This window comes from Paenibacillus sp. FSL W8-0186 (assembly GCF_037969765.1).
Lineage (GTDB): Bacteria > Bacillota > Bacilli > Paenibacillales > Paenibacillaceae > Fontibacillus > Fontibacillus woosongensis.
This window is the reverse complement of the sequence record NZ_CP150207.1, coordinates 5,351,835-5,375,804: the sequence shown is the minus strand read 5'-3', so window position 1 is coordinate 5,375,804 and position 23,970 is coordinate 5,351,835. Positions and strand designations below refer to the sequence as shown.

21 protein-coding genes are annotated in these 23,970 nt (G+C 49.6%); 14 read left to right on the top strand and 7 right to left on the bottom strand.

Going from position 1 to position 23,970, the window contains the following annotated elements:
- Positions 1-72 precede the first annotated feature (72 nt).
- The 4 genes from MKX50_RS24045 (at position 73) to MKX50_RS24030 (ending at position 4,833) form a co-directional block, all read left to right on the top strand.
- Positions 73-1,761: an extracellular solute-binding protein gene (locus MKX50_RS24045; protein ID WP_213591397.1), complete on the top strand. Its 1,689-nt coding sequence runs from the start codon at positions 73-75 to the stop codon at positions 1,759-1,761.
- Positions 1,762-1,847: 86 nt separating this feature from the next.
- Complete coding sequence (locus MKX50_RS24040) at positions 1,848-2,807, top strand: ABC transporter permease subunit (protein ID WP_213591395.1); 960 nt, start codon at positions 1,848-1,850, stop codon at positions 2,805-2,807.
- 2 nt (positions 2,808-2,809) lie between these two features.
- Positions 2,810-3,769 (top strand): carbohydrate ABC transporter permease, encoded by a 960-nt coding sequence (locus MKX50_RS24035; protein ID WP_213591393.1) that lies wholly within the window; start codon positions 2,810-2,812, stop codon positions 3,767-3,769.
- A 53-nt stretch (positions 3,770-3,822) separates the two neighbouring features.
- Positions 3,823-4,833 carry an endo-1,4-beta-xylanase gene (locus MKX50_RS24030; RefSeq protein WP_213591391.1) on the top strand — a complete coding sequence of 337 codons (1,011 nt, stop codon included), beginning with the start codon at positions 3,823-3,825 and terminating at the stop codon, positions 4,831-4,833.
- A 130-nt stretch (positions 4,834-4,963) separates the two neighbouring features.
- On the opposite strand, the gene MKX50_RS24025 is transcribed toward MKX50_RS24030, so the two are convergent.
- Positions 4,964-5,716, bottom strand: a complete 753-nt coding sequence (locus tag MKX50_RS24025) for an SDR family oxidoreductase (protein ID WP_339157960.1) — start codon at positions 5,714-5,716, stop codon at positions 4,964-4,966.
- Between the two features lie 273 nt (positions 5,717-5,989).
- Between MKX50_RS24025 and MKX50_RS24020 the strand changes: the two genes are divergently transcribed.
- Both MKX50_RS24020 and MKX50_RS24015 read left to right on the top strand, forming a co-directional pair.
- Entirely contained in the window at positions 5,990-6,361 is a 372-nt protein-coding gene (locus MKX50_RS24020) for a helix-turn-helix domain-containing protein (protein WP_155612325.1), read from the top strand.
- A gap of 71 nt (positions 6,362-6,432) precedes the next feature.
- The gene (locus tag MKX50_RS24015; RefSeq protein WP_213591387.1) at positions 6,433-7,452 is read left to right on the top strand and encodes an SDR family oxidoreductase; all 1,020 of its coding nucleotides are present in this window, start codon (positions 6,433-6,435) and stop codon (positions 7,450-7,452) included.
- Between the two features lie 83 nt (positions 7,453-7,535).
- Here the strand turns inward: MKX50_RS24015 and MKX50_RS24010 are convergent, their stop codons facing one another.
- From MKX50_RS24010 to MKX50_RS24000, 3 genes are all read right to left on the bottom strand, one after another.
- The gene (locus tag MKX50_RS24010; RefSeq protein WP_213591385.1) at positions 7,536-8,543 is read right to left on the bottom strand and encodes an iron ABC transporter permease; all 1,008 of its coding nucleotides are present in this window, start codon (positions 8,541-8,543) and stop codon (positions 7,536-7,538) included.
- Complete coding sequence (locus MKX50_RS24005; RefSeq protein ID WP_339157959.1) at positions 8,540-9,550, bottom strand: iron ABC transporter permease; 1,011 nt, start codon at positions 9,548-9,550, stop codon at positions 8,540-8,542. The genes MKX50_RS24010 and MKX50_RS24005 overlap by 4 nt, the downstream gene beginning before the upstream one ends.
- A gap of 103 nt (positions 9,551-9,653) precedes the next feature.
- On the bottom strand, positions 9,654-10,625 hold the full coding sequence (locus MKX50_RS24000) for an iron-hydroxamate ABC transporter substrate-binding protein (protein ID WP_339157958.1): 972 nt from the start codon (positions 10,623-10,625) through the stop codon (positions 9,654-9,656).
- Positions 10,626-10,747: 122 nt separating this feature from the next.
- On the opposite strand from MKX50_RS24000, the gene MKX50_RS23995 reads away from it, so the two are divergent.
- Together MKX50_RS23995 and MKX50_RS23990 are read left to right on the top strand one after the other, a co-directional pair.
- Entirely contained in the window at positions 10,748-11,803 is a 1,056-nt protein-coding gene (locus MKX50_RS23995; RefSeq protein ID WP_339157957.1) for an NAD(P)/FAD-dependent oxidoreductase, read from the top strand.
- Between the two features lie 178 nt (positions 11,804-11,981).
- Complete coding sequence (locus MKX50_RS23990) at positions 11,982-13,181, top strand: stalk domain-containing protein (RefSeq protein WP_339157956.1); 1,200 nt, start codon at positions 11,982-11,984, stop codon at positions 13,179-13,181.
- Here MKX50_RS23990 and MKX50_RS23985 read toward each other — a convergent pair.
- From MKX50_RS23985 to MKX50_RS23975, 3 genes are all read right to left on the bottom strand, one after another.
- Complete coding sequence (locus tag MKX50_RS23985) at positions 13,162-14,619, bottom strand: serine hydrolase domain-containing protein (RefSeq protein WP_339157955.1); 1,458 nt, start codon at positions 14,617-14,619, stop codon at positions 13,162-13,164. The genes MKX50_RS23990 and MKX50_RS23985 overlap by 20 nt on opposite strands.
- Before the next feature lie 213 nt (positions 14,620-14,832).
- Positions 14,833-15,537, bottom strand: coding sequence for a purine-nucleoside phosphorylase (gene deoD / locus MKX50_RS23980; protein WP_213591373.1), 705 nt, complete (start codon positions 15,535-15,537; stop codon positions 14,833-14,835).
- Positions 15,538-15,723: 186 nt separating this feature from the next.
- Positions 15,724-16,440 carry a Crp/Fnr family transcriptional regulator gene (locus tag MKX50_RS23975; RefSeq protein WP_213591371.1) on the bottom strand — a complete coding sequence of 239 codons (717 nt, stop codon included), beginning with the start codon at positions 16,438-16,440 and terminating at the stop codon, positions 15,724-15,726.
- A 138-nt stretch (positions 16,441-16,578) separates the two neighbouring features.
- On the opposite strand from MKX50_RS23975, the gene MKX50_RS23970 reads away from it, so the two are divergent.
- The 6 genes from MKX50_RS23970 to MKX50_RS23945 all read left to right on the top strand — a co-directional run bounded on the left by MKX50_RS23970 (position 16,579) and on the right by MKX50_RS23945 (position 23,878).
- The gene (locus tag MKX50_RS23970) at positions 16,579-17,763 is read left to right on the top strand and encodes a phosphopentomutase (protein ID WP_213591369.1); all 1,185 of its coding nucleotides are present in this window, start codon (positions 16,579-16,581) and stop codon (positions 17,761-17,763) included.
- A 58-nt stretch (positions 17,764-17,821) separates the two neighbouring features.
- On the top strand, positions 17,822-18,865 hold the full coding sequence (locus MKX50_RS23965) for a BMP family ABC transporter substrate-binding protein (protein WP_339157954.1): 1,044 nt from the start codon (positions 17,822-17,824) through the stop codon (positions 18,863-18,865).
- Positions 18,866-18,928: 63 nt separating this feature from the next.
- Positions 18,929-20,464: an ABC transporter ATP-binding protein gene (locus tag MKX50_RS23960; RefSeq protein WP_339157953.1), complete on the top strand. Its 1,536-nt coding sequence runs from the start codon at positions 18,929-18,931 to the stop codon at positions 20,462-20,464.
- Positions 20,457-21,527 carry an ABC transporter permease gene (locus tag MKX50_RS23955; RefSeq protein ID WP_339157952.1) on the top strand — a complete coding sequence of 357 codons (1,071 nt, stop codon included), beginning with the start codon at positions 20,457-20,459 and terminating at the stop codon, positions 21,525-21,527. The genes MKX50_RS23960 and MKX50_RS23955 overlap by 8 nt, the downstream gene beginning before the upstream one ends.
- A gap of 3 nt (positions 21,528-21,530) precedes the next feature.
- Positions 21,531-22,484, top strand: a complete 954-nt coding sequence (locus MKX50_RS23950) for an ABC transporter permease (protein WP_339157951.1) — start codon at positions 21,531-21,533, stop codon at positions 22,482-22,484.
- A gap of 77 nt (positions 22,485-22,561) precedes the next feature.
- Positions 22,562-23,878, top strand: a complete 1,317-nt coding sequence (locus MKX50_RS23945; RefSeq protein ID WP_339157950.1) for an NCS2 family permease — start codon at positions 22,562-22,564, stop codon at positions 23,876-23,878.
- The last annotated feature ends 92 nt before the right edge of the window (positions 23,879-23,970 follow it).

Here is a 23,970-nt window from a genome sequence, read left to right as displayed (position 1 = left end):
AGATAGGTTACATGAAAGGGCTTACAAAAAGTGGCTTGTGTAGCTAAAAAATTTGCGGAGGTGCTTTTTTACATGGGGGGTACGTCTAAAACATTGTTTCGGCTTGGCACAATCCTGCTGTTGTCGCTCAGCGTCATTCTGTCAGGATGCAGCGGCGGCACGAAATCGGGTGGAGGCAAAAATGCTCCGGAGCAGTCAGCGGGCGAGAACAATGGCGGTAAGGTAGAGCCATTTGAAATCAGCGTCTTTATTGGAGAGGCCGGTCAACAGCCAACACCAGACAACAAGATATACAAGATGATTAAAGAAGAGACCGGTGCGTCCTTTAAATTTGAATTTTTGGCGGGTGACATTGATCAGAAGCTGGGCGTTATGATTGCAGGCTCGGACTATCCTGATCTAATGACGGGGAATACAAAGCTGACTACAGCAGGGGCTTATATCCCTCTAGAGGATTTGATTGAGGAACACGCTCCAAACTTGAAAAAGCATTATGAAAGATACTGGAATATGATGAAGGATCCAAATGACGGTCATATTTATATTCTTCCGAACTATGGCGTTTTGAACGGTGACCCTGCCAGCAACTGGTATGCAGGACCGGCCTTCTGGATCCAAAAGGCGGTATTGGAGGATGCAGGTTATCCTCAAGTCAAAACGCTGGATGAATACTTTGATTTGATCGCCAAGTACAAGGAGAAATACCCAACGATCGACGGAACCCCGACCATTGGTTTCGAGATCCTGAACTATGACTGGAGAAACTGGGGATTATTCAACGCTCCGCAGCATTTGATCGGTCATCCGAATAACGGCGGCGTCGTTGTAGAAGACGGCAAAGCGGAGATTTTTGCCGATAAGGATTACGCGAAGCGGTACTATCAGAAGCTGAATGAAATGAATGCGGCCGGATTGGTCGATAAAGAGGCATTTACGCAAAACTACGACCAGTATATGGCCAAAATTTCAAGCGGCGCGGTTCTCGGCATGTTTGACCAGCACTGGAATTTCCAAACGGCTGAGGAATCTTTGATTACACAGGAGAAGCTCGAAAGAACTTATATCGGTCTTCCTCTTGTATACGATGCAAGCATCAGGGATCACTATAAGGATCGTCCGGCACTGAACCTCAATAACGGTTTTGGTATCAGTGTCAACGCGAAGGATCCTGTCAGGATTATTAAGTTAATGGATCGCCTGATAGAAGAGGATTGGCAGAAAATTCTCCTTTGGGGAATTCCAGACGAGGACTACTATGTCAATGAGGAAGGCCGCTTCATGAAAACGCAAGAGCAGCGCGATAATTTTAATGACGGCACCTGGAAATTGGGCAACAAAGCGGATGCATGGGTTAAATTTGCACCGAAAATGGAAGGTTTCTTCTCCGATGGGAACTCCACGGATGCAGCCGCTCAACCTGAAGAATTCAAGGCTGGGTTGAAACCGTATGATAGGCAGTTCCTTGAAGCATACGGCTTTGACAGCCCCGTTGATTTCTTTAGTGAGGCACCGGAAAATGACATTGCTTATCCGGCTTGGTCCATAGACTTGGTGGATGGATCCGAAGCGAAAATTGTAAATACGAAGCAAAATGAATTGTCGACGAAGTATTTGCCGAAAGCCATTCTTGCCAAACCAAGCGAGTTCGATAACGTATGGAACGAGTATGTGGCTGAAATCGGCAAGCTGAACATCAAGGCGTATGAAGACCGCATCAATGAAGTATTGCAGTGGAGAACGGAAACCTGGTCAGTGAAATAAGGCATTGGGGTTGAATCGGAAGGTGGAGGACGGCTTGCTTTTGTCTCCCGCCTTCCGCAATTACAGGTTTTGGGGAGAAAACGCTTATGGATGAGACATTAACGAAAAACCGTACCGTCCGGAAGTCCAAAAAAGAAAAGAAAATGACCTGGTCCCTTATTAAAAGCCAGAGTCAGCTGATCTACATGTCAGTGCCACTTCTGGCTTACATTATTTTATTTGCCTATGTTCCAATATGGGGTTGGACCATGGCCTTCCAGGACTACAAGCCGGCGCGCAGCTTCAGTGATCAGAAATGGGTAGGTTTTAAACACTTCGAATTTTTGTTTAAAGACGACAGTTTTTTGCAGGTGCTACGAAATACGCTTGCGATGAGTATTATTAATCTAATTCTCGGCTTTACAACCGCAATTATATTGGCTTTATTGCTGAATGAAATTAAGAAAATATTTTGGAAAAGAACCGTGCAGACGATATCCTATCTGCCGCACTTTTTATCTTGGATTATCGTAACTGGAATTGTAGCGACTTCGTTAGCTTCAGACGGAATTGTCAACGACGTCCTGCTTAAGCTGAATCTGATTAAAGAGCCCATTCAATGGCTCAGCGAAGGCAAGTATTTCTGGGGTATTGTCGGTGCATCGCATGTGTGGAAAGAAGTCGGCTGGAATACGATCATCTATTTGGCCGCCATGTCCGCGATCGATCCCGCACTATACGAAGCCGCAGATATTGATGGAGCAAGCCGTTATAAGAAAATGCTCCATATTACGCTGCCGGGCATAAAACCAACGATTATTATTCTGTTGATCATGTCGATCGGTCATATTCTCGAAGCAGGCTTTGAAGTTCAATATCTGCTGGGCAACGGCCTTGTGCTCGACTGGTCGCAGACCATAGATATTTTCGTGTTGAAATACGGGCTTGCTCAAGGCAATTACTCACTAGCTACTGCTGCTGGTATATTTAAAACGGTTGTTAGCGTGACCATGCTGCTCTTTGCAAACTGGATGGCTAAACGACTAGGGGAAGAGAGGCTGTTATAGTTATGGCAAATTATTCAACCACCCCAGGACCAGCAACTGCTGCGGCAGTCAATAAACGTATAAGAAGAGGACGGATAGAGCCGATCATCTTCCATACACTTAACACGATATTCATGATCATCTTGGTCATCGTCACCTTGTATCCATTTCTGAACACGATCGTCGTATCCTTTAATGCTGGGAGCGATACGATCCGTGGCGGATTATATCTTTGGCCAAGGGAATTCACCTTGCAGAACTACAAGGCGGTTTTCGTTTCGGGAACGATTTATAACGCATTTGTGATTTCGGTAGCCAGAACGGTGCTTTCGACCTTGCTGAATTTGTTCCTGACCACGATGCTGGCTTACACGCTGAGCCGGCGGGAATATGTGTTCCGCAAGCCGATTACCTTCATTTTCATCCTGACGATGTACTTTAATGCCGGTCTGATTCCAGGCTACTTCCTGATGAAGGACCTGCACTTAATCAATACGTTCTGGGTGTACGTGATCCCTTCAATGATCAGCGCGTTTAACATGATCGTGATCCGTACCTATATTGGATCTATTTCCGAAAGCCTGGTCGAGTCGGCGAGAATCGATGGAGCCGGTGATTTCAAAATTTTCTGGCAGATCATCTTCCCGCTCTGCAAGCCGGTGTTGGCCACTATTGCATTGTTTGTTGCAGTCGGGGCGTGGAACTCCTGGTTTGACGCCTTCATCTACACCTCTTCTAGACAGGAACTGAGTACCTTGCAATACGAACTGATGAAGCTGCTATCCTCGAGTATGAATGCTAATAACAATCCTTCAGTAGCTGCAGGGGCAGGTATGACTCAGGGGGCGGCCGCGCAAATGGTGACGCCTTTATCGATACGGGCTTCGGTGACGGTTGTGGCTTCCGTGCCTATTCTGCTGGTGTATCCATTCATGCAGAAATACTTCGTCGTCGGTTTGAACGTAGGAAGTGTGAAGGAGTAACGGAACTGGGGCATGCAGTGCCTGGACTAATCATCAGTCAGGAGGAAGCTATTTTGACGAATAGAACACGTGCGGAAGCGGCTTTGAAGGATATTTTTGCAGACGATTTTCGAATCGGTGCTGCCGTCAACCCGCTGACTATACGGACGCAGGAGGAACTGCTCGCTTATCATTTCAATAGCATTACGGCGGAGAATGAAATGAAATTCGCCAGCGTGCAGCCGGAAGAGGGGGCCTATACATTCGATGAGGCCGATCGAATAGCGGCGTTTGCCCGGAAGCACGGCATGGCTATGCGGGGACACACCTTGGTGTGGCATAACCAGTCCACTGGCTGGCTGTTTGAAGATAAGCAGGGAAACCCCGTAGATCGGGCAACTTTGCTCGAGAGGATGAAAACTCATATCCACACGGTGGTAGACCGCTATAAGGGCCAGATTTACGCTTGGGATGTGGTGAACGAGGTTATAGCAGACGAAGGGGATGACCTGCTGCGCCGATCGAAATGGCTGGATATTGCCGGACCGGAATTCATTGCACGGGCGTTTGAATATGCGCATGAAGCCGACCCAGGCGCAGCCCTCTTCTATAACGACTACAACGAATCTCATCCAGGGAAGCGCGATAAGATCTATACTTTGGTGAAATCGCTGCTGGATCAAGGTGTGCCTATTCACGGCATCGGCCTTCAGGCACACTGGAATCTCTACGATCCTTCCTTGGATAATATTCGCGCGGCATTGGACAAATATGCCAGCCTCGGTTTGCAGCTGCAGCTGACTGAACTGGATATGTCGATGTTCCGGTTTGATGACAAGCGTACGGATGTGGCGGAGCCTACGGCGGAAATGCTCGAGCTCCAGGCCGAGCGATACGAAGCTGTCTTCAGATTGTTGAAGGAATACAGGGATGCGATTACTTCCGTGACCTTTTGGGGAGCGGCGGACGACTACACCTGGCTGAATGATTTTCCCGTGCGCGGGCGAAAAAATTGGCCATTCCTGTTTGATGAACAGCATGATCCAAAACCGGCTTTTCATCGGATCGCTGCGCTTAAAGGCTAATCTACTTCGCTTTAGGATATTGGGGTCCTATGGAGTGAAGCATAGTGCCAGGGCAGAGTATACGGGGAAGTCGATATCTATTTTCTATAAAAAAGGGAGTCCTCCGGACTCCCTTTTTTGCGCGTTACGGCTAAATGGTATATGGATTCGCTTCGATTTTCTCGGCTTTGGATACCGCGTCTTCAAGCGTCATGCCGACGAAGTCCTGCGCAGGGAAGAACCGCGCGCTTTTCTTATCGTCTACAAATGCGCCTACCGCGATGCCGGGAACAACGCTCTCGACAGCGCATGGAGCCTGCGGCCCGCCTAGATCAGTTCGGCACCAGCCTGGATCGGTAATGTTGATCATCACATTGGTTCCCTCTAAACGGGAAACAAGATCTTTCGTGAATTTGTCCAGGGCCGCTTTGCTTGCCGCATAACCGGCTTGCTCGGGCTCGTTACGAATGCCGCTTGTCGTGTTGATGACCCGTCCGAAGCCGCGTTCAATCATTTTTGGAATCAGTCTGTTGCAGATGGTGGCTATCGAAATGAAATTAATGCGGAAGCTCATTTCGAAGTCCTCGACGGGCGTGCTCCAATAATCGGTTCTATACGCAATTTGCACCGCCGCGTTGTTGAAGACGATATCGACCTCGGTTCCGTTTGCTTCAATCTCATCCAGCATGGCCACGACTTCCTCATGGTTAGCCAGCTCGGCTTGCACACCATAGGCTTCTACGCCCAATGCCTTAACCTCTTCTTCGACTTTCCGGGTATGCTCCAGACTTCTGCTGTGCAAAATCAGGTTGCAGCCCTGCTTGGCCATAAAAATAGCAATTTGATAACCGACGCCCCGGCTTGCGCCCGTAATCAGCGCCCATTTTCCTCTGACGTTTACCATCGTATCGTCTCCTTTAGACCCATGATTATTCAGACGGAAATTCCTGTAACTCTGCAGTTCTAATTATATTACTTTATGAAGGGATATCCTATCACTCGATCATTCTTTCTATCAGCTTGGGATGATGATTTTGATAACTCATCGACAAGTGCTATTATGAAATATGCATGCGGTTTGGATATGTACGCACGATAAAGTGCTATAGATATATATTTTTATGTAGATGCTTTTTTGAACCTGTGGGAAGGCTTAAATGTAAGGAGGAAGTGCATTTTGAAAAAGAAGAAATATAATATTTCCGTAGAAGCCACGCTGGAGGTCATTGGGGGCAAGTGGAAATGCGTGATTCTGTGCCATCTGACGCATGGCAAGAAGCGGACGAGCGAATTGAAGCGGCTCATGCCGGAAATTACCCAAAAGATGCTGACGCAGCAATTGCGCGAACTGGAGGCAGACGGCGTAATTAATAGAATTATATATAATCAAGTGCCACCTAAGGTGGAGTATGAACTAAGCGAATACGGACAAAGCCTGCGAGGGATCTTGGATGCCTTATGCGCATGGGGGGATAAGCATATCACCAAGGTGTACGGCAATAAATTTGCCGTATTGGAGGAGAATGTTTTAAATGGACACTTGGAATGATCAAGTCATTGTCTTGTTGGACCATGCATGATATCTTGAAAGTGGAATCAACCATGGATGGAGGTGTCCGAATGAAAGTATTATTTATCGGCGGAACGGGAACGATCAGCTCTGCGATCACGCAGCAGCTGGCCGAGAAGGAGAATTGCGAGCTGTATTTGTTGAACCGGGGAACAAGAAATAGCGGGCTGCCGGCCGGAGTCAATATCCTGCAAGCCGACATCAATGATGAAGCCGCCGTCGCTCGGCTTATCGAGAATATGAACTTTGATGTCGTGGCCGATTTTATCGCCTTCCACCCCGAGCAGCTGGAGAGGGATTATCGCCTGTTCAACGGGAGAACGAAGCAATTTATTTTCATCAGCTCGGCGTCAGCCTATCAGACCCCATTGTCGGATTATAGAGTTACTGAAGGAACGCCATTATCGAACCCTTATTGGGAGTATTCCAGAAATAAAATCGCCTGCGAAGAGTATCTGGTGAAGCAGTACCGGGAGAATGGCTTCCCGATAACGATTGTAAGGCCAAGCCATACGTATTGCGAGCGCTCGATCCCGTTAGGTGTGCATGGCAGCAAGGGAAGCTGGCAGGTTGCTAAGCGGATGCTTGAGAACAAGCCGGTCATTATTCATGGGGATGGAACCTCACTTTGGACAATGACACATAACAGCGATTTTGCCAAAGGCTTCATCGGCTTGATGGGCAACATCCATGCGATCGGCGAGTCCGTTCATATTACGTCCGATGAGACGGTAACCTGGAACCAAATCTATGAGATGATTGCCGATGCTTTGGGCGTGAAGCTGAATGCAGTTCACGTGTCCTCCGAATTTCTGGCGGCGTGCAGCTCGGATGATTTACGGGGCAGTCTGCTGGGGGATAAAGCCAATTCAGTCGTGTTCGATAATTCTAAACTGAAACGCCTTGTTCCGGAATTCGTGGCAACGACTAGGCTTGATCAAGGCATCAAGCAGACTGTGCAGTACATACTGGCCCATCCGGAACTTCAGCTGGAGGATCCGGAATTCGATGCGTGGTGTGACAAGGTGATCGATGCCATGGACCGTGCTGTAAAGGCTGTAACTGAATAAGAAACTTAAGCAATTCTGAAATGTTCAAGCCCCTAAGGCAGCAGGCGGTAGCCATGCGCTTTAGGGGCTTTCTGAGGTTCAGGTTATTTTCTGAGCAGCAAATAGACAAAGTAGGGGGCGCCGATCAGGGCGACCATGATCCCCGCCGGAATGCCGTCTGGCTGAACGATGTTGCGGCCAATAGTGTCGGCTGCGAGCAGCAGCCATCCGCCAATGAGTACCGCAATAGGGATGAACAGCTGGTTGCGTGGCCCGATAAGCGCCTTGGCTATGTGCGGAGCCATCAGGCCGATGAATGAAATTCCGCCCGTGACGGAGACGGCAGACGCCGCGAGGGCAACGGCAGTAAGCAGCAGCACGATTCGCTCTCTTTCAACGGGCACGCCTACACCGATCGTGACCGGTTCGCTCAGCTCCATCAAATTCAGGCGATGGGCCTTGTACAAGGTAAAGGGAATAAGCGCAATCAGCCAGGGCAGCATTGCCCAGATGAAAGGCCAATCGGAACCCCAGATGTTGCCGGCAATCCACTTGGCGATGAAGTCGACCTTGGCCCGCTCCGCAGAGGAGATGAGGACGATCATGACCCCGGACAGCGCCATGGAGAAGCCGATCCCGGTAAGCACCAGGCGCACAGGCTGCAGGCCAGCCGTCCGATTGTATGAGAATACATAGATGGCACACACCGTCAGAAAGGCCCCAATGAAGGCCACCAAAGGAAGCAAGTACACAAACGGTCCTGCCTTGACCGGAAAAAATAAAAAGAACACTGCAATTGCCACGCCAGCTCCAGAGTTAATGCCTATAATCCCCGGGTCAGCCAAGTCGTTGCGCGTGATCCCTTGCAGGATGGCTCCCGACAAGGCCAGTGCCATGCCGGCCAGCAGCGTAATGACGATTCGCGGCAGCCTGACGGAGAACAATACAAACTCCTCTTTGAATGTACCCTGACCAAGCAGGGTAGGGATTAACCGGTCATAGGATAAAGAAGAGTAGCCGATTCCCATGCCAATAACGACCGTGGCGATGATCAGCGCCAGCAGAATCAGCAGAATAAGGCGCTGTTTGCGTAGTAAAGCCCGTTGTATCATGAGAATGCTTTGCCTCCTTTATGTACGATGAACAGGAAGAAAGGAAGACCCATCATCGCCACAATGGCGGCCACGGGCGTCTCGTAAGGAGCGTTGATAGTTCGGCCCAGCGTGTCGGCAAACAGCATGAACGCGGCTCCCGAAATCGCCGACATCGGGATAATGTACCTATAATCGGTACCTACGATGGCCCGGACGACGTGAGGAATCATGAGGCCGATGAACACCATATTCCCGACAAGCGCCACTGAAGCTCCGGCCAGCAGAATGATCACGATGAAGAGAACCGTTTTGATGACCGCGATATTCTGGCCTAGTCCCTTGGCAACCTCTTCGCTTAAGCTGAGGATGGTTAGCTGGCGGGAGAGGAATAACGATACCAGAATGCCGAGCGCGATAAAGGGCACGATGATCAGGAGCTGCTTCCAGGTCGTGCCGATCATGCCGCCTGCCGTCCACATGGATACGTCCTTGGATATTTTGAAATAAATCCCGATCCCCTCAGCGATCGCATACAAGAATGCCGAGATGGCTGCCCCGGCCAGCACGATTCGAAAATGAGACAGGCCGCCCTTCCTAGCTGCGGCGATGCCGAAGACCAGCGCGGCCCCGACGGCCGCCCCAATAAAGCAGCCGATCATGATGCCGAAGTAGTTGGCCGCAGGAATGAAGGCGATCGTTACGGCCAGAGCCGCATTCGCCCCGGCTGTCAGGCCAAGCAGGCCGGGGTCGGCGAGCGGGTTCTTCGTCATGCCCTGCATGATCGCTCCAGCCACAGCCAGGGCTGCTCCGACGAAGATAGCTGCAACTTCGCGAGGCAGGCGGATTTCGCGAATCATGGAAATTTTATCGCCTGCAGTATTAGAAGTTAGCGCCAGCCATACATCTTGGATCGACGTGTCTGCGGCTCCAAAAACCAGGGAAATGGCAAACATGCCGATAAATGCTATGATTCCGGCCAGGAGTTTGTAAGGAAAGGGGATGGTTTTTCGTTTTTTTATAGTCATCAGTCACTCATCTTTTCTTAAAGTAGAATATAAAGAAGAGGAATTCTTACATCGTCATAAGAATCCCTGCTCTTTGTTTCAACGATAAAGGCAATCTGTAAAACTACTTGTTTAAGAAGTGATCGATAAAAAATTCCAGCTGGTAGTCCAAGGTGACCGGATCGTTGAAATAGAATTCCTTCGCATTGGCTTCGAATACATGTTTATTTCTGACGGCCGGCATTTTATTGTACGTATCAGTCTCCATGAAGGAGTTGTCCGTATCCGGGTTCTTGCTGACAATCAGGTAATCTCCGGCATATTCAGGAAGAACCTCCAGAGATAAGGCGTAGTATCCGTCTTTCAGCGCCATTTCCTTGACCTTCTCCGGCATGGCCAGCTTCATCTCCTGGTACAGGATTTCCGTGCCGCGTCCCCAGTTGTCGCCAAATACATAAATCTGCTTATCGAAGTTCTCAATGACCGAAACGGTGGCGTCCGACCCGATCTTCGCCTTAATGTCTTCTCCGGCTTGCTGCGCTCTTTGTTTGAAATCGTCGATCCACGCTTGCGCTTCTTTCTCCTTGTTCAGCAGTTTGCCGATCTCCAGGTGCTGGGTCAAATAATCAACCTTCCCATAAGTAAACGTTACAGTAGGGGCAATCTCTTGCAGCTTGTTGACATTGTTAATATTGGACAGACCGATGATCAGGTCGGGGTCAAGCTCAATAATTTTCTCCAGACTTTCGTCGGAGACTTCTTCTACATCCTTAAGTTGATCGGCAAAGCGCGGGTTCATCTTCGACCATGAATCGACGCCAACCAGATTTACGTTCAGAGCCATGACATTACCGGCATAAGAGGACAGCACGATAACGCGCTGCGGATTTGCAGGCACTTCGATAGGCCCGTTCTCGGACTGGTAAGTGATCGTTCCAGTTTTGTTATTGCCGTCCGGCGCTCCCTTGTTCTCTGAAGCAGCGTCCGTGTTTTGGCCGGTTCCCCCGCTGTTTCCTTTATGATCTGCCGCCTGGCTGCCGCATGCGCTAACCAGGAGTACAAATAATAGCATGATTGGAATCCATAACTTCTTCACTTCGTTAATCCCCTTTTCTACTTGATAATGATTATCAATTTCAATATAATTACTATAAAATTGCCATGTACTGTTGTCAATCATTTTTTAGGTCAACAAATATTGCTGAGGAGTGAATCGATGTGGAGGAGCAAGGGCAGGACATACTTGATGTAACGATCATTGGCGGGGGGCCTGCAGGGCTGTACTCCGCTTTTTACAGCGGGCTTCGGGAAATGAAGACCAAGCTGATAGAATATCAGCCAAGGCTGGGCGGCAAGGTTCATGTCTATCCCGAGAAAATGATTTGGGACGTTGGGGGATTGACGCCAGTTCCCGGTGCGAAATTGATCGAGCAGCTCGTTGAGCAGGGACTGACCTTTAATCCGGAGGTTGTATTGAATGAGAAGGTGGAGTCCATTTCTCGGGATGGGGCAGGAATCTTTGTTTTACAGGCAGCTTCAGGACGGAAGCACTACTCCCGCACGGTTATCGTCGCCGTGGGCGGCGGCATCCTGAATCCGCAGAAGCTGGAGATTGAAGGCGCGGAGAGGTTCGAGGTGTCTAACCTGAACTATACGGTAAAATCGCTCCAGCGTTTCAAAGGGAAGACTGTCATTATATCCGGCGGCGGCAATTCTGCGATCGATTGGGCGAATGAACTGGAGCCGATTGCCGGCCAGGTCTATTTGACCTACCGCAAAGAGTCGTTGTCCGGGCATGAGGCACAAGTGACCCAACTGCTGAACAGCTCCGCTAAATGTTATTTTAATACGTCGATTACGAAGCTGATTGCTGGTGAGAACCACGAAGCGATAGAACGTGTAGAACTGACGAATCATGAGACGGGCGAGGTGATGTTCCTTGGCGTCGATGAAGTCATTATTAATCACGGCTATGAACGCGATACCGCCCTGCTGGAGAATAGCGAGCTGAACATAGACATGGTGGACAATTATTATATTGCCGGCAGTTCCGGCAGCGAGTCCTCCATCGAGGGATTGTATGCCGCCGGCGATATTTTGAAGCACGACGGGAAGCTGCATCTTATTGCAGGAGCCTTCCAGGATGCCGCCAATGCGGTCAACCGTGCGAAGCAGTATATCCAGCCTGACGCTCACAAGAGCGGGATGGTCTCTTCCCACAACGAAATTTTCAAGGCACGCAATCGCGAACTGATTAAGCAAATGATCAGGTGAGTTCAATCAAGTAAAAGGATATGCGGCCTTAAGGCAGTTCTATATAAGATCAACTGTATCAAAAGGTCAAGTCCGCCTTCGATGCAGTTGATTTTTTATTTTGGAAATAAACCTATTTATGCAACCTTAGAAAGAAAATGGAGTTTATATAAATAGGAAGAGGATGGAGGGAAAAATAATGATGAAGAAACTAACGACCGTTGTGCTGTCCATCACGTCAGCTTTGGCTCTAAGTATAGGTGCATTAGCCTCACCTGCAGCCGCTGCGCCGGATGCGGCCAGTGACCCGGCGGGAGACATTGCGAAAATGTACCGGATTAAGCATGAATTGAAATTTAATTTGCAAGGCACTTCCGCGACATTAGACGGCAAGAGCATACGCGCGGATAAACCGATTCTAAAGGAAGGCCGGGTCTTCGTGCCGCTGCGTACGCTGCAGGATAGCGGGGCCGCCGCCGCGGTGACATGGGATGCCAAGAAAAGGGAGGCACGGGTCGTCATGAAGCCGCAAGTTATCCCTAGCTGGCAGGAGCTATCCTTCCGCATTGGTTCGGATCAAATTTACCTGCCTGACGGGGGTGCGATTTCAGGCGAGAAGATCCCGAAGCCATTCTTGGCCAACGGGCGCACCTATATTCCCGTGAAGCCGCTGGCATGGCTCGGCGTTACTGCATCATTGAACCAGGGAACGGTTACCTGGAATTGGAGCGAGAAAATCATTGAAGTGCTGACCCCAAGCTGGGAGATCGACGGGGATACGGTCAAATTCTCAATGCTGTATCAGGAGGATATGTATGCCCCGCAATTTCTGTTCGCTTTTGGCAGCGGAGGCTGGGGAGGAGGGACGGGCCGGGTGACGGCCAAGGGCATATCGCAGGATGGCCGCCTGTACAACCGCATGGAGTTTGAGGCCGAGCTGCGGCCAGGCATTAATCCTCTTAAGTTATATGCCATTTCTGCAGGCACGGCTGACTTCACGGTATTGCGCAAGGTTAGCGACCCTGCTGCGGTTCCTGTGAAACTGACGGAGGAAGGCCAGCAATACGTTACCCTTCATTCACCGGCGTCCGGATATGTAAAGGTGAAGAGCGGAGCCGAAATCGCAATTGAGGGGACGATTGTGAAGCCTCATCACTTATTCGACCAAGTTACTGTAGAAGTACAGAAATATAATCCGAAGCCTGAAGATTCTTATGTTGTATACGAGACAGTCAGCACCAAGAGGCTCCCGATTCAGGCCGGCAAGTTTTCAGGAACCGTTCGAGTCGAGGCCCCGGGTAACTACTTAGTCAGAATCGACAGCCCGAACTACATCGCTGCCCCTGAACGAGGACCGGTAGCGACGAAGTGGGCTGAGTTCATTGTCGAGGCGGAGTGATCGATTTAGTGCTTTTCTGAACCCTCTGTGATGTCTTGTTTAAGCGAACTAAGGACTTGCAGACGACGGAGATGCTGAAGACGAGCCAAGTTATGGACAGCAGCGTCAATCCGTTCACCGAATCGGGAGCCGTCGTAAGCCGGTAGAGGGACGGAGCTCCGCTTACGAAAGGAACGTATATGTAAATGTAATACTGGACTGCCAAATTTATAGTGATATTCAACACGAAGCAGATGAGTATGGTTGCGGTTGTGGGTTTTAACAGGAAACAGACCCCTTGCTTGGTAAAACAACGAATGAGTGTGGGCAGCCACATTAATAATACGATGAAGATCAGTAGTCCGCTTATATATAGAAGACTCTTATTTATAGGCGAAATGGCGGGATAATCGGCTTTGGCCAAATGAATAGGCGTATCCCCCTCCAGGATCCGATAAATATTAAAGTTTGTCTCATCGGTTATATTTTGCTTGGAGTTGGCAAACAGGGCAAAGCCGTAGGATTTACCTGGAACTATAATGAGGTTCGCAGTGAACCCGGGGAGACCTCCTTTTTTTTCAATCGTATTTCTGGTCATTTCCCAGCCGTATCCATACCCGATGGACGAATCATAAATGGCTGCCGTGCGCATTTCACGCAAGCTGCTCGATTGAAGAACAGAATTGTTTGATGCTGCAGAGTCGCTTAAGAGAAAGGAAATGTAAATGCCCAGATCTGTAGCGTTCGTCGATAAACCGGCAGAGCCCAATGTAGCATAGGCAAGATGCTCATGAAAAGGCCGGAGATTCCCCCAGAGGTATCGGTGCCCGGTGGCCGAATTAGGTTCAAGTTCGTTATCCTGGTTGAAGAATGTTCGCTTCATGCCGAGCGGTTGAAAAATCTGTTGACTCATGTAGTCAGGAAAAGAAAGAGCGCTGACTTCCTCTATAATAAGCTGGAGCAGATCATAGTTTATATTGGAATACTCATAGGTTGTACCTGGCTCGGCTACAAGAGAAACGTTTTGCAGCTTCCGGCTAAGTTGCGGCTCAATCGTCTCCAGACTTGCTCCGGTTAAATCGTGGGCATTAAGCCGTCCTGGCAGCCCGCTGGTATGATTCAGCAGATCACGGATGGTCACGCGGCTGGAGAGATTAGGATCTTTCGTCGCGAACCATGGCAAATACGTAGTGACAGGGTCATTGAGTTGGATTTGTCCTGCATCCCGGAGCTGCATAATCGCAAGTGAGGTAAAGACCTTAGAGATAGAACCAATATGAAAATTGGTCGATGTGTTAACCTTAAGGGCACTGTCTTGCTTCAGCACGCCATAACCTTTGGAATAGACAGTACCGTTCTCATCAGCCAGCACAAAAGCCATGCCAGGAATGTTGAACCGCTGCATGTTCTGCGTAATTTCTTCATCTATAAATTGAAAGCGATCTTGGTGTATCGTCATGGCGAGGACGCTCGAGGTCTTAATTGGGAGTATTCCGAGGCAGCAGATCATAGTAAGAAGCAGCATACGAATGAAGAATCGGATAAAATAACCTCCAATCATAAATTCAATTTAAAAAAAGGACTACCTCGCAGCAGTACCCACTCTGCTTGCCAGGTAGTCCTCTTGTTGTTTGTGATGGGTGCTGCTTCATCGAATGTAATAGCGGTGAGCTTATTTCACTACGGTCTCCAGAGCAACCTCGATCATGTCGTTGAACGTGGTTTGTCTCTCTTGAGCCGTAGTTTGCTCGCCGGTCAGAATGTGATCGCTCACCGTAAGGAGGCTTAAGCCTTTTACGCCGAATTTGCTGGCGAGGAAGTACAGCCCTGCTGTCTCCATCTCTACGGCCAATACGCCGTGCTTGCCAAGCTTGCTGAATTCATCACTGTTGTCCGTATAGAACAGGTCGGAGGAAAGGACGTTGCCGACGCGCAGATTCAGCCCTTTGCTGACACCGATTTCATAAGCGGTTTTAATAGAATCAAAGTTTCCGATTTGCGGGAAATCGTATCCAGGGAACTGGTTGCGAATAATCGCGGAATTGGTGGCCGCGGCTTGCGCGATAATGACATCGCGGATGTTCACGTCCGGTTGAATCGCCCCGCATGTGCCGATTCGCACGAGATGCTTGGCGCCGTAGTCGTTAATCAATTCATGGATGTAGATGGAAGCGGAAGGCATCCCCATACCGGTTCCTTGAATCGATACGCGCTTGCCTTTATAGGTGCCCGTAAAACCCAGCATGCCGCGAACCTGATTGTAGCAGACGGCATCTTCCAGGAAAGTCTCGGCAATATATTTCGCGCGCAGCGGGTCGCCTGGCAGTAAGACGGATTCTGCAACTTCGCCAACTTTGGCTTCGATGTGAAAGCTCATGTAAAATCCCTCCAGCTTAGTTATATTGTGCCTGTTGCCACATTACATGAAAAGCATAGCACAGTGCAAGCTGCGGGAACTGTTAAGGGGTTAACCCCATCTCTGTGAATTGGTTAACAAAATTATCGTTACGCCGTTAACGGAAGTGAAGCGCTGTCATTTGTTATATTGAGAGCACTAGGCCGCCTAATTGTTATACCACTTGCGGAGCGTAGGGAACTCTTCCGTCTCATGACAAATGGATTCTAACAGTTTCATATCGAGGAGGTATAGATGCTTATCGCGAATATCGATGAGTCCTTCGGCTTGGAAATCACCTAAGGTTTTGGATATCGATTCTCTGGTGATGCCGATCATGTTGGCTAATAGGGACTGATTAATTTTCAGGTTTATCTTGTAAACGCTCTCTTCGATCGTCCCAAAATTATAATAAAGATCCATGATGATGTTAGCGACTTTGCCGCGGACATCATAGAAGGTCAAGTAGCGGATCATGCGATTGAGCATCCGGGTTCGCTCTACAAGAATTTTGTAAGCGTTTCGAAAGACGATGGGATATTTATCGACGATGTGCATGAAGTCCTGGCCTGAAATTTGCCAGACCGAGACATTCTCCAATGCTTCGATCGATGAAATCCGATGATAACTATTCGACAAGGATTCAACCTCGCCGATAATATCGCCGGGCATCGTAATGCTAAGGACCACTTCCTTTCCCTCGTACATGCGATAAATTTTAACCATGCCTGAGCGAAGGAGGTAGATTTCATCGCTTTCATCATTCTCAAACATTAGAATATGGTTTTTCTTAAATTGCCTCTCCTTGAGAAACGGAAATATATATTGTAAATCCTCTTCGGGCATGCCGGCAAAAATGTGAATGTCTGAGAGGTTATCAATCATGATTTCTACTTCCTTTCAGTTTCGTTGTATGAACAGCCTGGTTATGAGATTGTAAAGCAGCCCTACCGATTATTGTATCATGATTTGCAGAAAACATTGCATAGCGGCATTTTCCATTTACAGAAACGAGGTTTAAGTATGAAATTCGAACGAATATGCGTCATAGTCATGGATAGCGTAGGAATTGGCGCATTGCCTGATGCTCCAGCCTTCGGGGACGAAGGCAGCCATACGCTCGGCCACATTTGCGAGCGGGTTCCGGGGATTCAATTGCCCAATCTTGCTGCGCTTGGCCTCGGGAATATCGCTCCGCTTTCCGCAGTTCCGCCGGCAGAGAAGCCGCTAGGGAGCTATGGGAAAATGGCGGAAGTCTCCGTCGGCAAAGATACGATGACCGGGCACTGGGAGCTAATGGGGCTGAAGGTGGAGGTGCCGTTTCAGGTTTATCCGAACGGCTTCCCGGCAGAGCTGGTTAGCAAATTCGAGGAGATGACCGGCCGTAAGGTCATCGGCAACAAGCCGGCCTCGGGCACGGAAATTCTCGATGAATATGGAGAAGAGCAGATGCGGACAGGCTCCTGGATCGTTTATACCTCTGCCGACAGCGTCTTTCAAATCGCGGCACATGAGGAAGTGATCCCCCTTGAGGAGCTGTATCGTGCTTGCGAGATCGCCCGTGAATTGACGCTGCATGATCCATATGTGGTTGGCCGCATTATAGCAAGGCCCTATGTCGGACAACCAGGCGCCTTTGTGCGGACACCAAACCGGCACGATTATGCCCTGGCCCCGTTTGGAAGCACCGTATTGGACCATTTGCAGGCAGAAAATTATGATGTTATCTCTGTTGGTAAAATTTATGATATATTTACAGGACAAGGAATAAAGGAGTCTTTCCCAACAAAGAATAATCTGCACGGTATTGAAACAACAATCCGGCTTTTGGAGCGTTCGTTTAAGGGTTTGTTGTTTACGAATTTGGTGGATTTTGATTCCTTATACGGGCATCGCCGCGACCCCGCGGGTTATGCCGCCTGTCTGGAAGAGCTCGACGGGTATATTCCAGAGTTAATGAAGCGGACGGGGGAAAGAGATTTGCTCATCATTACAGCCGATCACGGGAATGACCCAACAAGTCCGGGTACTGACCATACCCGGGAATATGTCCCGATTCTGATTTACAACCCTGCACTTGCGGATCAAGCCTCATCGATCGGAACGAGAAGTACCTTTGCGGATCTGGCGGCTACAATTGCCGACAACTTTGGGGTGGGCAAGCCGGAGCTCGGGGAAAGCTTCTTGAGAGAGCTGACTTGCAGCTAGGACTAGCAATTATTTAGACAGAAATACAAAGGCAAATTACATTAGGGAGGAATCAACAATGAAAAAGACAATGAAGACAGTACTGCCACTGCTGCTCGTATTTATGCTGGTGCTCACGGCATGCGGGCAAAAAGCGGCGAATCCGAACACTGGAGCGGGGAACGCCCCATCCGGCAATCAGCAAAATATAAAGAAGCTTAAAGTAGGTATGGTTACTGACCTTGGCAGCGTCAATGATAAGTCTTTTAACCAAAGCGCCTGGGAAGCTCTTCAGCAACTAAAAAAGGACTACGGCTTCGAAGTTAAATATCTCGAGCCTAAAACCGATGCCGACGTCGTACCGAACTTAAATCAATTCGTGAAAGCTAACTATGACCTGACATGGGCTACTGCCTATACACTAGCGGATGCGGTGACTCAACTGGCCAACGAGAATCCGAATTCCAATTTCGGAATCGTAGACTCCGATCTGGTTCTGCCTAACGTCGCTTCGGTATCCTTCAAGGAGCAGGAAGGTTCTTTCCTAGTCGGGGTTATCGCTGGCCTTACCACGAAGACGAACAAAATCGGCTTTGTCGGCGGTATGGAGATCCCGGTGATCAAACGCTTTGAAGTCGGTTTCCGCGAAGGGATCAAAGCTGTTAATCCGGATGCTAAATTGATCGTGAACTACACAGGGTTATTTAACCGGGTGGATATGGGTAAGTCGGCCGCTTCGACGATTTATAACGATGGTGCCGATATTATTTTCCACGCGGCGGGCTTAACGGGTAACGGCGTATTTAACGAAGCGAAAGAACGCAACAGCAAGGGCGGCAAAGTATGGGTGATCGGAGTCGATAAAGACCAATCCCTCATTTTCGGCGATGATGTAACTCTTACTTCCATGGTGAAAAAAGTGGATGAAGCCGTTTATCAAATTTCCAAGAGCTTGGCGGAAGGCAGCTTCCCTGCAGGCCAGGTTACGCTGATGGGTCTGAAGGAGAACGGCGTGGATATCGCAGCGACCTCCAGCAAGAACGTAGCTCCAGAGGTATTGGCTAAGGTCGAAGAGTATCGTCAGAAGATCATTAACGGTGAAATTGTTGTACCTGAACAATAATTAATTTCGTCCCCTGTCACCTGGGTGTGATAGGGGACGGAAACTTTGATGGAGGGGTCTACTTTGACTAAGGCAGACATTGCGCTTGAGCTGAGAGGAATTACGAAGCGATTCCCCGGAGTAGTGGCCAACGATTCAATCAGTTTTCAGTTGAAGCGCGGCGAAATCCACGCTTTGCTCGGCGAGAATGGTGCGGGGAAGTCGACGCTCATGAGCATCGTATTCGGATTATACCAGCCGGATGAAGGTGAAATCCTCGTCAACGGGCAGAAGGAAGTGATCGATAGCCCGAACAAAGCGATTGATCTGGGCATCGGGATGGTGCATCAGCATTTTAAATTGGTCGAGCCTTTTACGGTAACTGAGAACATCATTCTCGGTATGGAGCCGAAAAAAGGGATGAAGATCGACATAAAAGGGGCCAGCGCACAGGTTAAAAAGCTATCCGAGCAATATAAGCTGGATGTCGATCCTATGGCTACGATCGAATCGATCAGCGTGGGCATGCAGCAGCGGGTAGAGATCATTAAGACACTTTACCGGGGAGCCGACATTCTTATCTTTGACGAGCCGACCGCCGTCCTCACGCCTCAAGAGATCAGCGAGCTGCTGGAAATTATGAGGCGTCTGGTTGCCGAAGGCAAATCGATTGTATTGATTACGCACAAGTTGAAGGAAATCATGGAAATTGCCGACACTTGCACGATTATTCGCCGGGGCAAGGTCATTGAGAGCGTGGAGGTCGCCAAGACGAATCCGCAGGAACTGGCGGAGAAAATGGTAGGGAAGGCGGTTAATTTCAAGACGGAAAAACAGGCTGCCAAGCCTGGGGATGTATTGCTCGAGGTTAAGGATTTAGTCGTAGAAGGCGGACAAGGAAAAAATGCGGTCGACGGACTGTCCTTCTCCGTGCGCGCAGGCGAGATCGTCGGTATCGCCGGGGTTGACGGCAACGGCCAGACCGAACTGATCGAAGCGATTACTGGCATGCGGAGCATTAAATCGGGGGATGTTCTGCTTCAAGGCTCAAGTGTTACGAACCAATCCCCGCGTTTCATCTCGGAAAGCGGACTGTCCCACATTCCGCAGGACCGGCATAAACATGGACTCGTTCTGGACTTTACAGTCAGTGAAAATATAATTTTGCAAACGTATGACCATCCAGAGCTTAACCGGCGCGGCTTCATTAACGAGCAGGCGAGGGATAAGATGGCTGAACGCCTCGTCAAGGAGTTTGACGTAAGAACGCCAAGCATTGATACCAAGGTTCGCTCCATGTCTGGAGGGAACCAGCAGAAGGTAATCATTGCCCGCGAAATCGACAAGAAACCGCAAGTTCTTATTGCAGCTCAGCCTACTCGGGGACTTGACGTCGGGGCGATCGAGTTTGTGCATAAGCAGCTTATTGCCCAGCGTGACCAAGGAAAAGCGGTGCTGCTCATTTCCTTTGAGCTGGAGGAAATTCTGAATGTATCCGACCGCATTCTCGTTCTGTTCGGAGGACAGATCGTAGGCGAGACGACACCGGAATCGACGAATGATCAGCAGCTTGGGTTGATGATGGCAGGCAAGCATGAAGGAGATGGCACACATGGATAAATTAATGAGTATTTTCAGGCGTGAATCTGCTGTTATTCCTGTTGTCTCTATTATTATCGGTCTATTATTGGGAGCGCTGATCATGCTGATCGGCGGATATGATCCCCTGCTCGCTTACGAATCCTTGGTGACTAAAATATTTGGCAGCAGCTATGATTTCGGGGAAGCGCTGCGTTCGATCGTTCCTCTCGTCTTGTGTGGTCTGGCGGTAGGCATCGCCTTTCGCGCCGGCCTGTTTAATATCGGGGTTGACGGACAGATCATCATGGGCTCCGTCGGTGCGCTCCTCGTAGGCACGAAGCTGAGCCTGCCGGCACCGTTTCATGCCATCGTCGCCGTTATTTTTGGCGCTATCCTTGGAGGGTTGTGGGGTGCGCTTGTAGGGTATATTAAGGCGAAGCGAGGCATTAATGAGGTTATTACCAGCATTATGTTCAACTTTATAGCACTGTACTTGAGTCATTATCTTATTCGGTACTTCATGCCGCAGGCAGGAACGCAGCGTTCCGCAATGATTCAGGAATCTGCGAGCATTCAAATCGGCTGGCTGTCCGAGCTTATGGGCGGCGCCCGTATTCACTGGGGATTCCTGCTTACGATTATTGCCGTCATTTTCTACTCCATTTATCTGAACAGGACGAAATGGGGTTACGAGCTTCGTGCGGTCGGGCTTAGTCCTGATGCAGCCGAATATGCGGGGATGAAGGTGTCGAAAGTCATGGTGCGCACAATGTTTATTTCCGGCGTATTCGGAGGCCTGGTCGGTACGTTTGAGGTATTGGGTGTATTTAAATACATCGCCATTAACTCGGTGACCTCGGGACTTGGTTTTGACGGTATCGCGGTAGCTCTGCTTGGCGGAAATTCGGCGCTAGGCGTGCTCCTTTCCGGGATGCTGATTGGGGCGCTGACCTACGGTTCGCAAGGCATGAGCTTTGGCGCGGAAGTGCCGGGCGAGATCATTCGAATGGTCATCGGCTTCATTATCTTTTTCGTTGCCGCCCCCGGCATTGTTAGGCTCTTCTTCCGTCCGCTATTCCATAAAATGAAGAAGAAGGTGTAAGTGATGGACATTATCAGCAATCTCATAAATGGGACGCTCGTATTCTCCACGGCCTTTATCTTTGCCGCCCTCGGCGGGCTCATCTCCGAGCGGTCGGGCGTCATTAATATTGGCCTTGAGGGCTTCATGGTGTCCGGAGCCTTCTTCTCGGCGGTCATTGCATATTACGCAGAGACGGCGGGACTGGGCAAGCTGTCCCCATGGCTTGGCATTATCGGAGCCTTTGTCTTCACAGCGATTTTCTCCAGTATCCATGCCATCGCCACGATCAGGTTCAAGGCGAACCAGGTGGTCAGCGGGGTCGTTATTAATATTCTCGCGGCAAGCTCGACGTTCTTCCTGGTGAAGCTGATTTTTGAAGGCTCGGCGGAAAGTCCGCTGCTGACGACGGTATTTCATAAATATAAAGTGCCGTTGCTAGGCGATATTCCGTTCCTTGGAAATGCATTTTTCAACAACTATCCGACGACGTATATTGCGATTTCGCTTGTCATCGTCATTTACTTTGTTATCTATAGAACCGCTATCGGACTGAGGCTGCGTGCCGTCGGAGAGCATCCGGGCGCCGCGGACACGGTAGGGGTTAAAGTCAACCGGATGCGGTACATGGCTGTTATTCTCAGCGGATCGATTGCAGCGCTGGGCGGAGCTACAATTGTCCTGACCTCGAACGGCAACTTTGCGTTCAACACGATTTCAGGACAAGGTTATATTGCGCTCGCCGCGGTTATTTTCGGCAAATGGAATCCGATCGGGGCTATGCTGGCTTCCTTGTTCTTTGGCTTGGCTCAAGCCATCAAGGACCAGCTGCAGATCTTCGAATTTGCCGCCCGTATTCCGAATGAATTTTTCTATATGCTGCCGTATGTCCTGACTATGCTCGTCTTGATTGGCGCGGTAGGCAAGGCACGGGCACCGAAGGCGCTAGGAGAGCCTTACGAGGTAGGGAAACGATAGCCGCCGCGGCATATAGCCGGGCATCATAGAGTAATGAGGGCTGGAGCCGGTGTGGATGTCCAGCCCTTTTTAAATGGATGGCAGTGCTGAATAAAGAGGTGTTCATATTGAATCGCAGATTGGAAAGATGGTTTCATCTGCAAGAGGAAAAAACGACGATACGTACTGAATTGGTGGCAGGATTAACTACCTTTATGACCGTCGCTTATATTATTGCCGTGAACGGCGCTATTTTGAGCATGGTGGGGATGCCTTATGAAGCTGCCACGATCGTAACGGTGATCTGCTCCTTCCTTGGCTGTATGCTGATGGCGCTATGGGCCAACTCGCCCCTGATACTTGTTCCCGGCATGGGGGATAATGCGTTTTTTGTATTTACTCTTGTCTTTTCTTTAGGGTTAACCTGGCAGCAGGCGCTCGCAGCGGTGTTCATCGCCGGGCTTGTATTCATGATTACGACGGTGACGAAGTGGGCGGATTATTTATCGCGATCGATTCCAAAGTCGATGGTTCATGCGATGACGGCAGGGATCGGATTTTTTATTGCCTTCTTGGGCCTGAAGAACGGCGGATTGATCGTTGCCAGTGAAAGCACCTTTGTCACCCTGGCGAATTTGAGTGAACCTCACGCGCTTACGACGGTATTAACGCTGATCATCGCGCTGCCTTTATTTTTACGGAACGTCAAGGGGAACTTCCTGATCACAATCCTGGCGGGAACCGGCATGGGGGCCGCATTGGGCATTGTAGATTTCTCGGTCCTGCGGGACTTCAGTATTTCTTTTGGCGGATACGGCGAGCTGTTTCTAGCCCTGGATTTCAGCGGAATGGGCAGCTTCCAGTTTTGGACGGCGGTGTTCTCGTTGTCGATGGTTATTATTTTTCAGAATATGGGGGCGCAGCTTGGCATGCTTCCGAATAAATCAAAATTCAGAAAATCGTTTCAAGCCAATTCGTTCTCCGTCATCAGCGCAGGTCTGCTCGGCTGCAGTCCGATGACGACAGCGGCGGAAGGCGCGACCGGCATCGCCTCCGGCGGAAGAACCGGACTTACCTCTCTAACCGCAGGGCTGTTGTTCATCCCCGCGCTATTCCTGGTGCCTTTGTTCAAAGTTATCCCGAATAGTGCGATTGCGCCGGTGCTGATTATCGTGGGCTGCCTGATGATTATGTCGATTAAGGAAGTTCCTTTTGACGATTTCACCGAAGCCTTCCCGGCTTACATGATGCTGGCCATCATGCCCTTGTCCTTCAGCATTGCAAACGGGATTGCGTTTGGCTTCATCGCCTACCCGATCGTGAAATGGGTGACGGGCCGCCGGTCGGAAGTGTCGATGGCAATGTACCTCATCGCCTTCTTCTTCCTGCTCTATTTTATTTTGGGCTCGTTATAGAAGCTAGCCTGCTATTTTTGCAGAGCTGCTAAGAATAGCAGGCGGACTTAAGATAAACATAAGGGGCTGTCCCATAGGTTATCGCGGATCAC

Bases quoted from the DNA above. Each gene is read 5' to 3' on its own strand.
- MKX50_RS23965 (WP_339157954.1), top strand. From the start codon at position 17,822: ATGAAAAAGACAATGAAGACAGTACTGCCACTGCTGCTCGTATTTATG.
- MKX50_RS23955 (WP_339157952.1), top strand. From the start codon at position 20,457: ATGGATAAATTAATGAGTATTTTCAGGCGTGAATCTGCTGTTATTCCT.
- deoD (WP_213591373.1), bottom strand. From the start codon at position 15,537: ATGAGCTTTCACATCGAAGCCAAAGTTGGCGAAGTTGCAGAATCCGTC.
- MKX50_RS24025 (WP_339157960.1), bottom strand. From the start codon at position 5,716: ATGGTAAACGTCAGAGGAAAATGGGCGCTGATTACGGGCGCAAGCCGG.
- MKX50_RS24045 (WP_213591397.1), top strand. From the start codon at position 73: ATGGGGGGTACGTCTAAAACATTGTTTCGGCTTGGCACAATCCTGCTG.
- MKX50_RS23970 (WP_213591369.1), top strand. From the start codon at position 16,579: ATGAAATTCGAACGAATATGCGTCATAGTCATGGATAGCGTAGGAATT.
- MKX50_RS24015 (WP_213591387.1), top strand. From the start codon at position 6,433: ATGAAAGTATTATTTATCGGCGGAACGGGAACGATCAGCTCTGCGATC.
- MKX50_RS24005 (WP_339157959.1), bottom strand. From the start codon at position 9,550: ATGACTATAAAAAAACGAAAAACCATCCCCTTTCCTTACAAACTCCTG.
- MKX50_RS23990 (WP_339157956.1), top strand. From the start codon at position 11,982: ATGATGAAGAAACTAACGACCGTTGTGCTGTCCATCACGTCAGCTTTG.
- MKX50_RS23975 (WP_213591371.1), bottom strand. From the start codon at position 16,440: ATGATTGATAACCTCTCAGACATTCACATTTTTGCCGGCATGCCCGAA.
- MKX50_RS23945 (WP_339157950.1), top strand. From the start codon at position 22,562: ATGGCAGTGCTGAATAAAGAGGTGTTCATATTGAATCGCAGATTGGAA.
- MKX50_RS23950 (WP_339157951.1), top strand. From the start codon at position 21,531: ATGGACATTATCAGCAATCTCATAAATGGGACGCTCGTATTCTCCACG.
- MKX50_RS23985 (WP_339157955.1), bottom strand. From the start codon at position 14,619: ATGACGATACACCAAGATCGCTTTCAATTTATAGATGAAGAAATTACG.
- MKX50_RS24035 (WP_213591393.1), top strand. From the start codon at position 2,810: ATGGCAAATTATTCAACCACCCCAGGACCAGCAACTGCTGCGGCAGTC.
- MKX50_RS24040 (WP_213591395.1), top strand. From the start codon at position 1,848: ATGGATGAGACATTAACGAAAAACCGTACCGTCCGGAAGTCCAAAAAA.
- MKX50_RS24010 (WP_213591385.1), bottom strand. From the start codon at position 8,543: ATGATACAACGGGCTTTACTACGCAAACAGCGCCTTATTCTGCTGATT.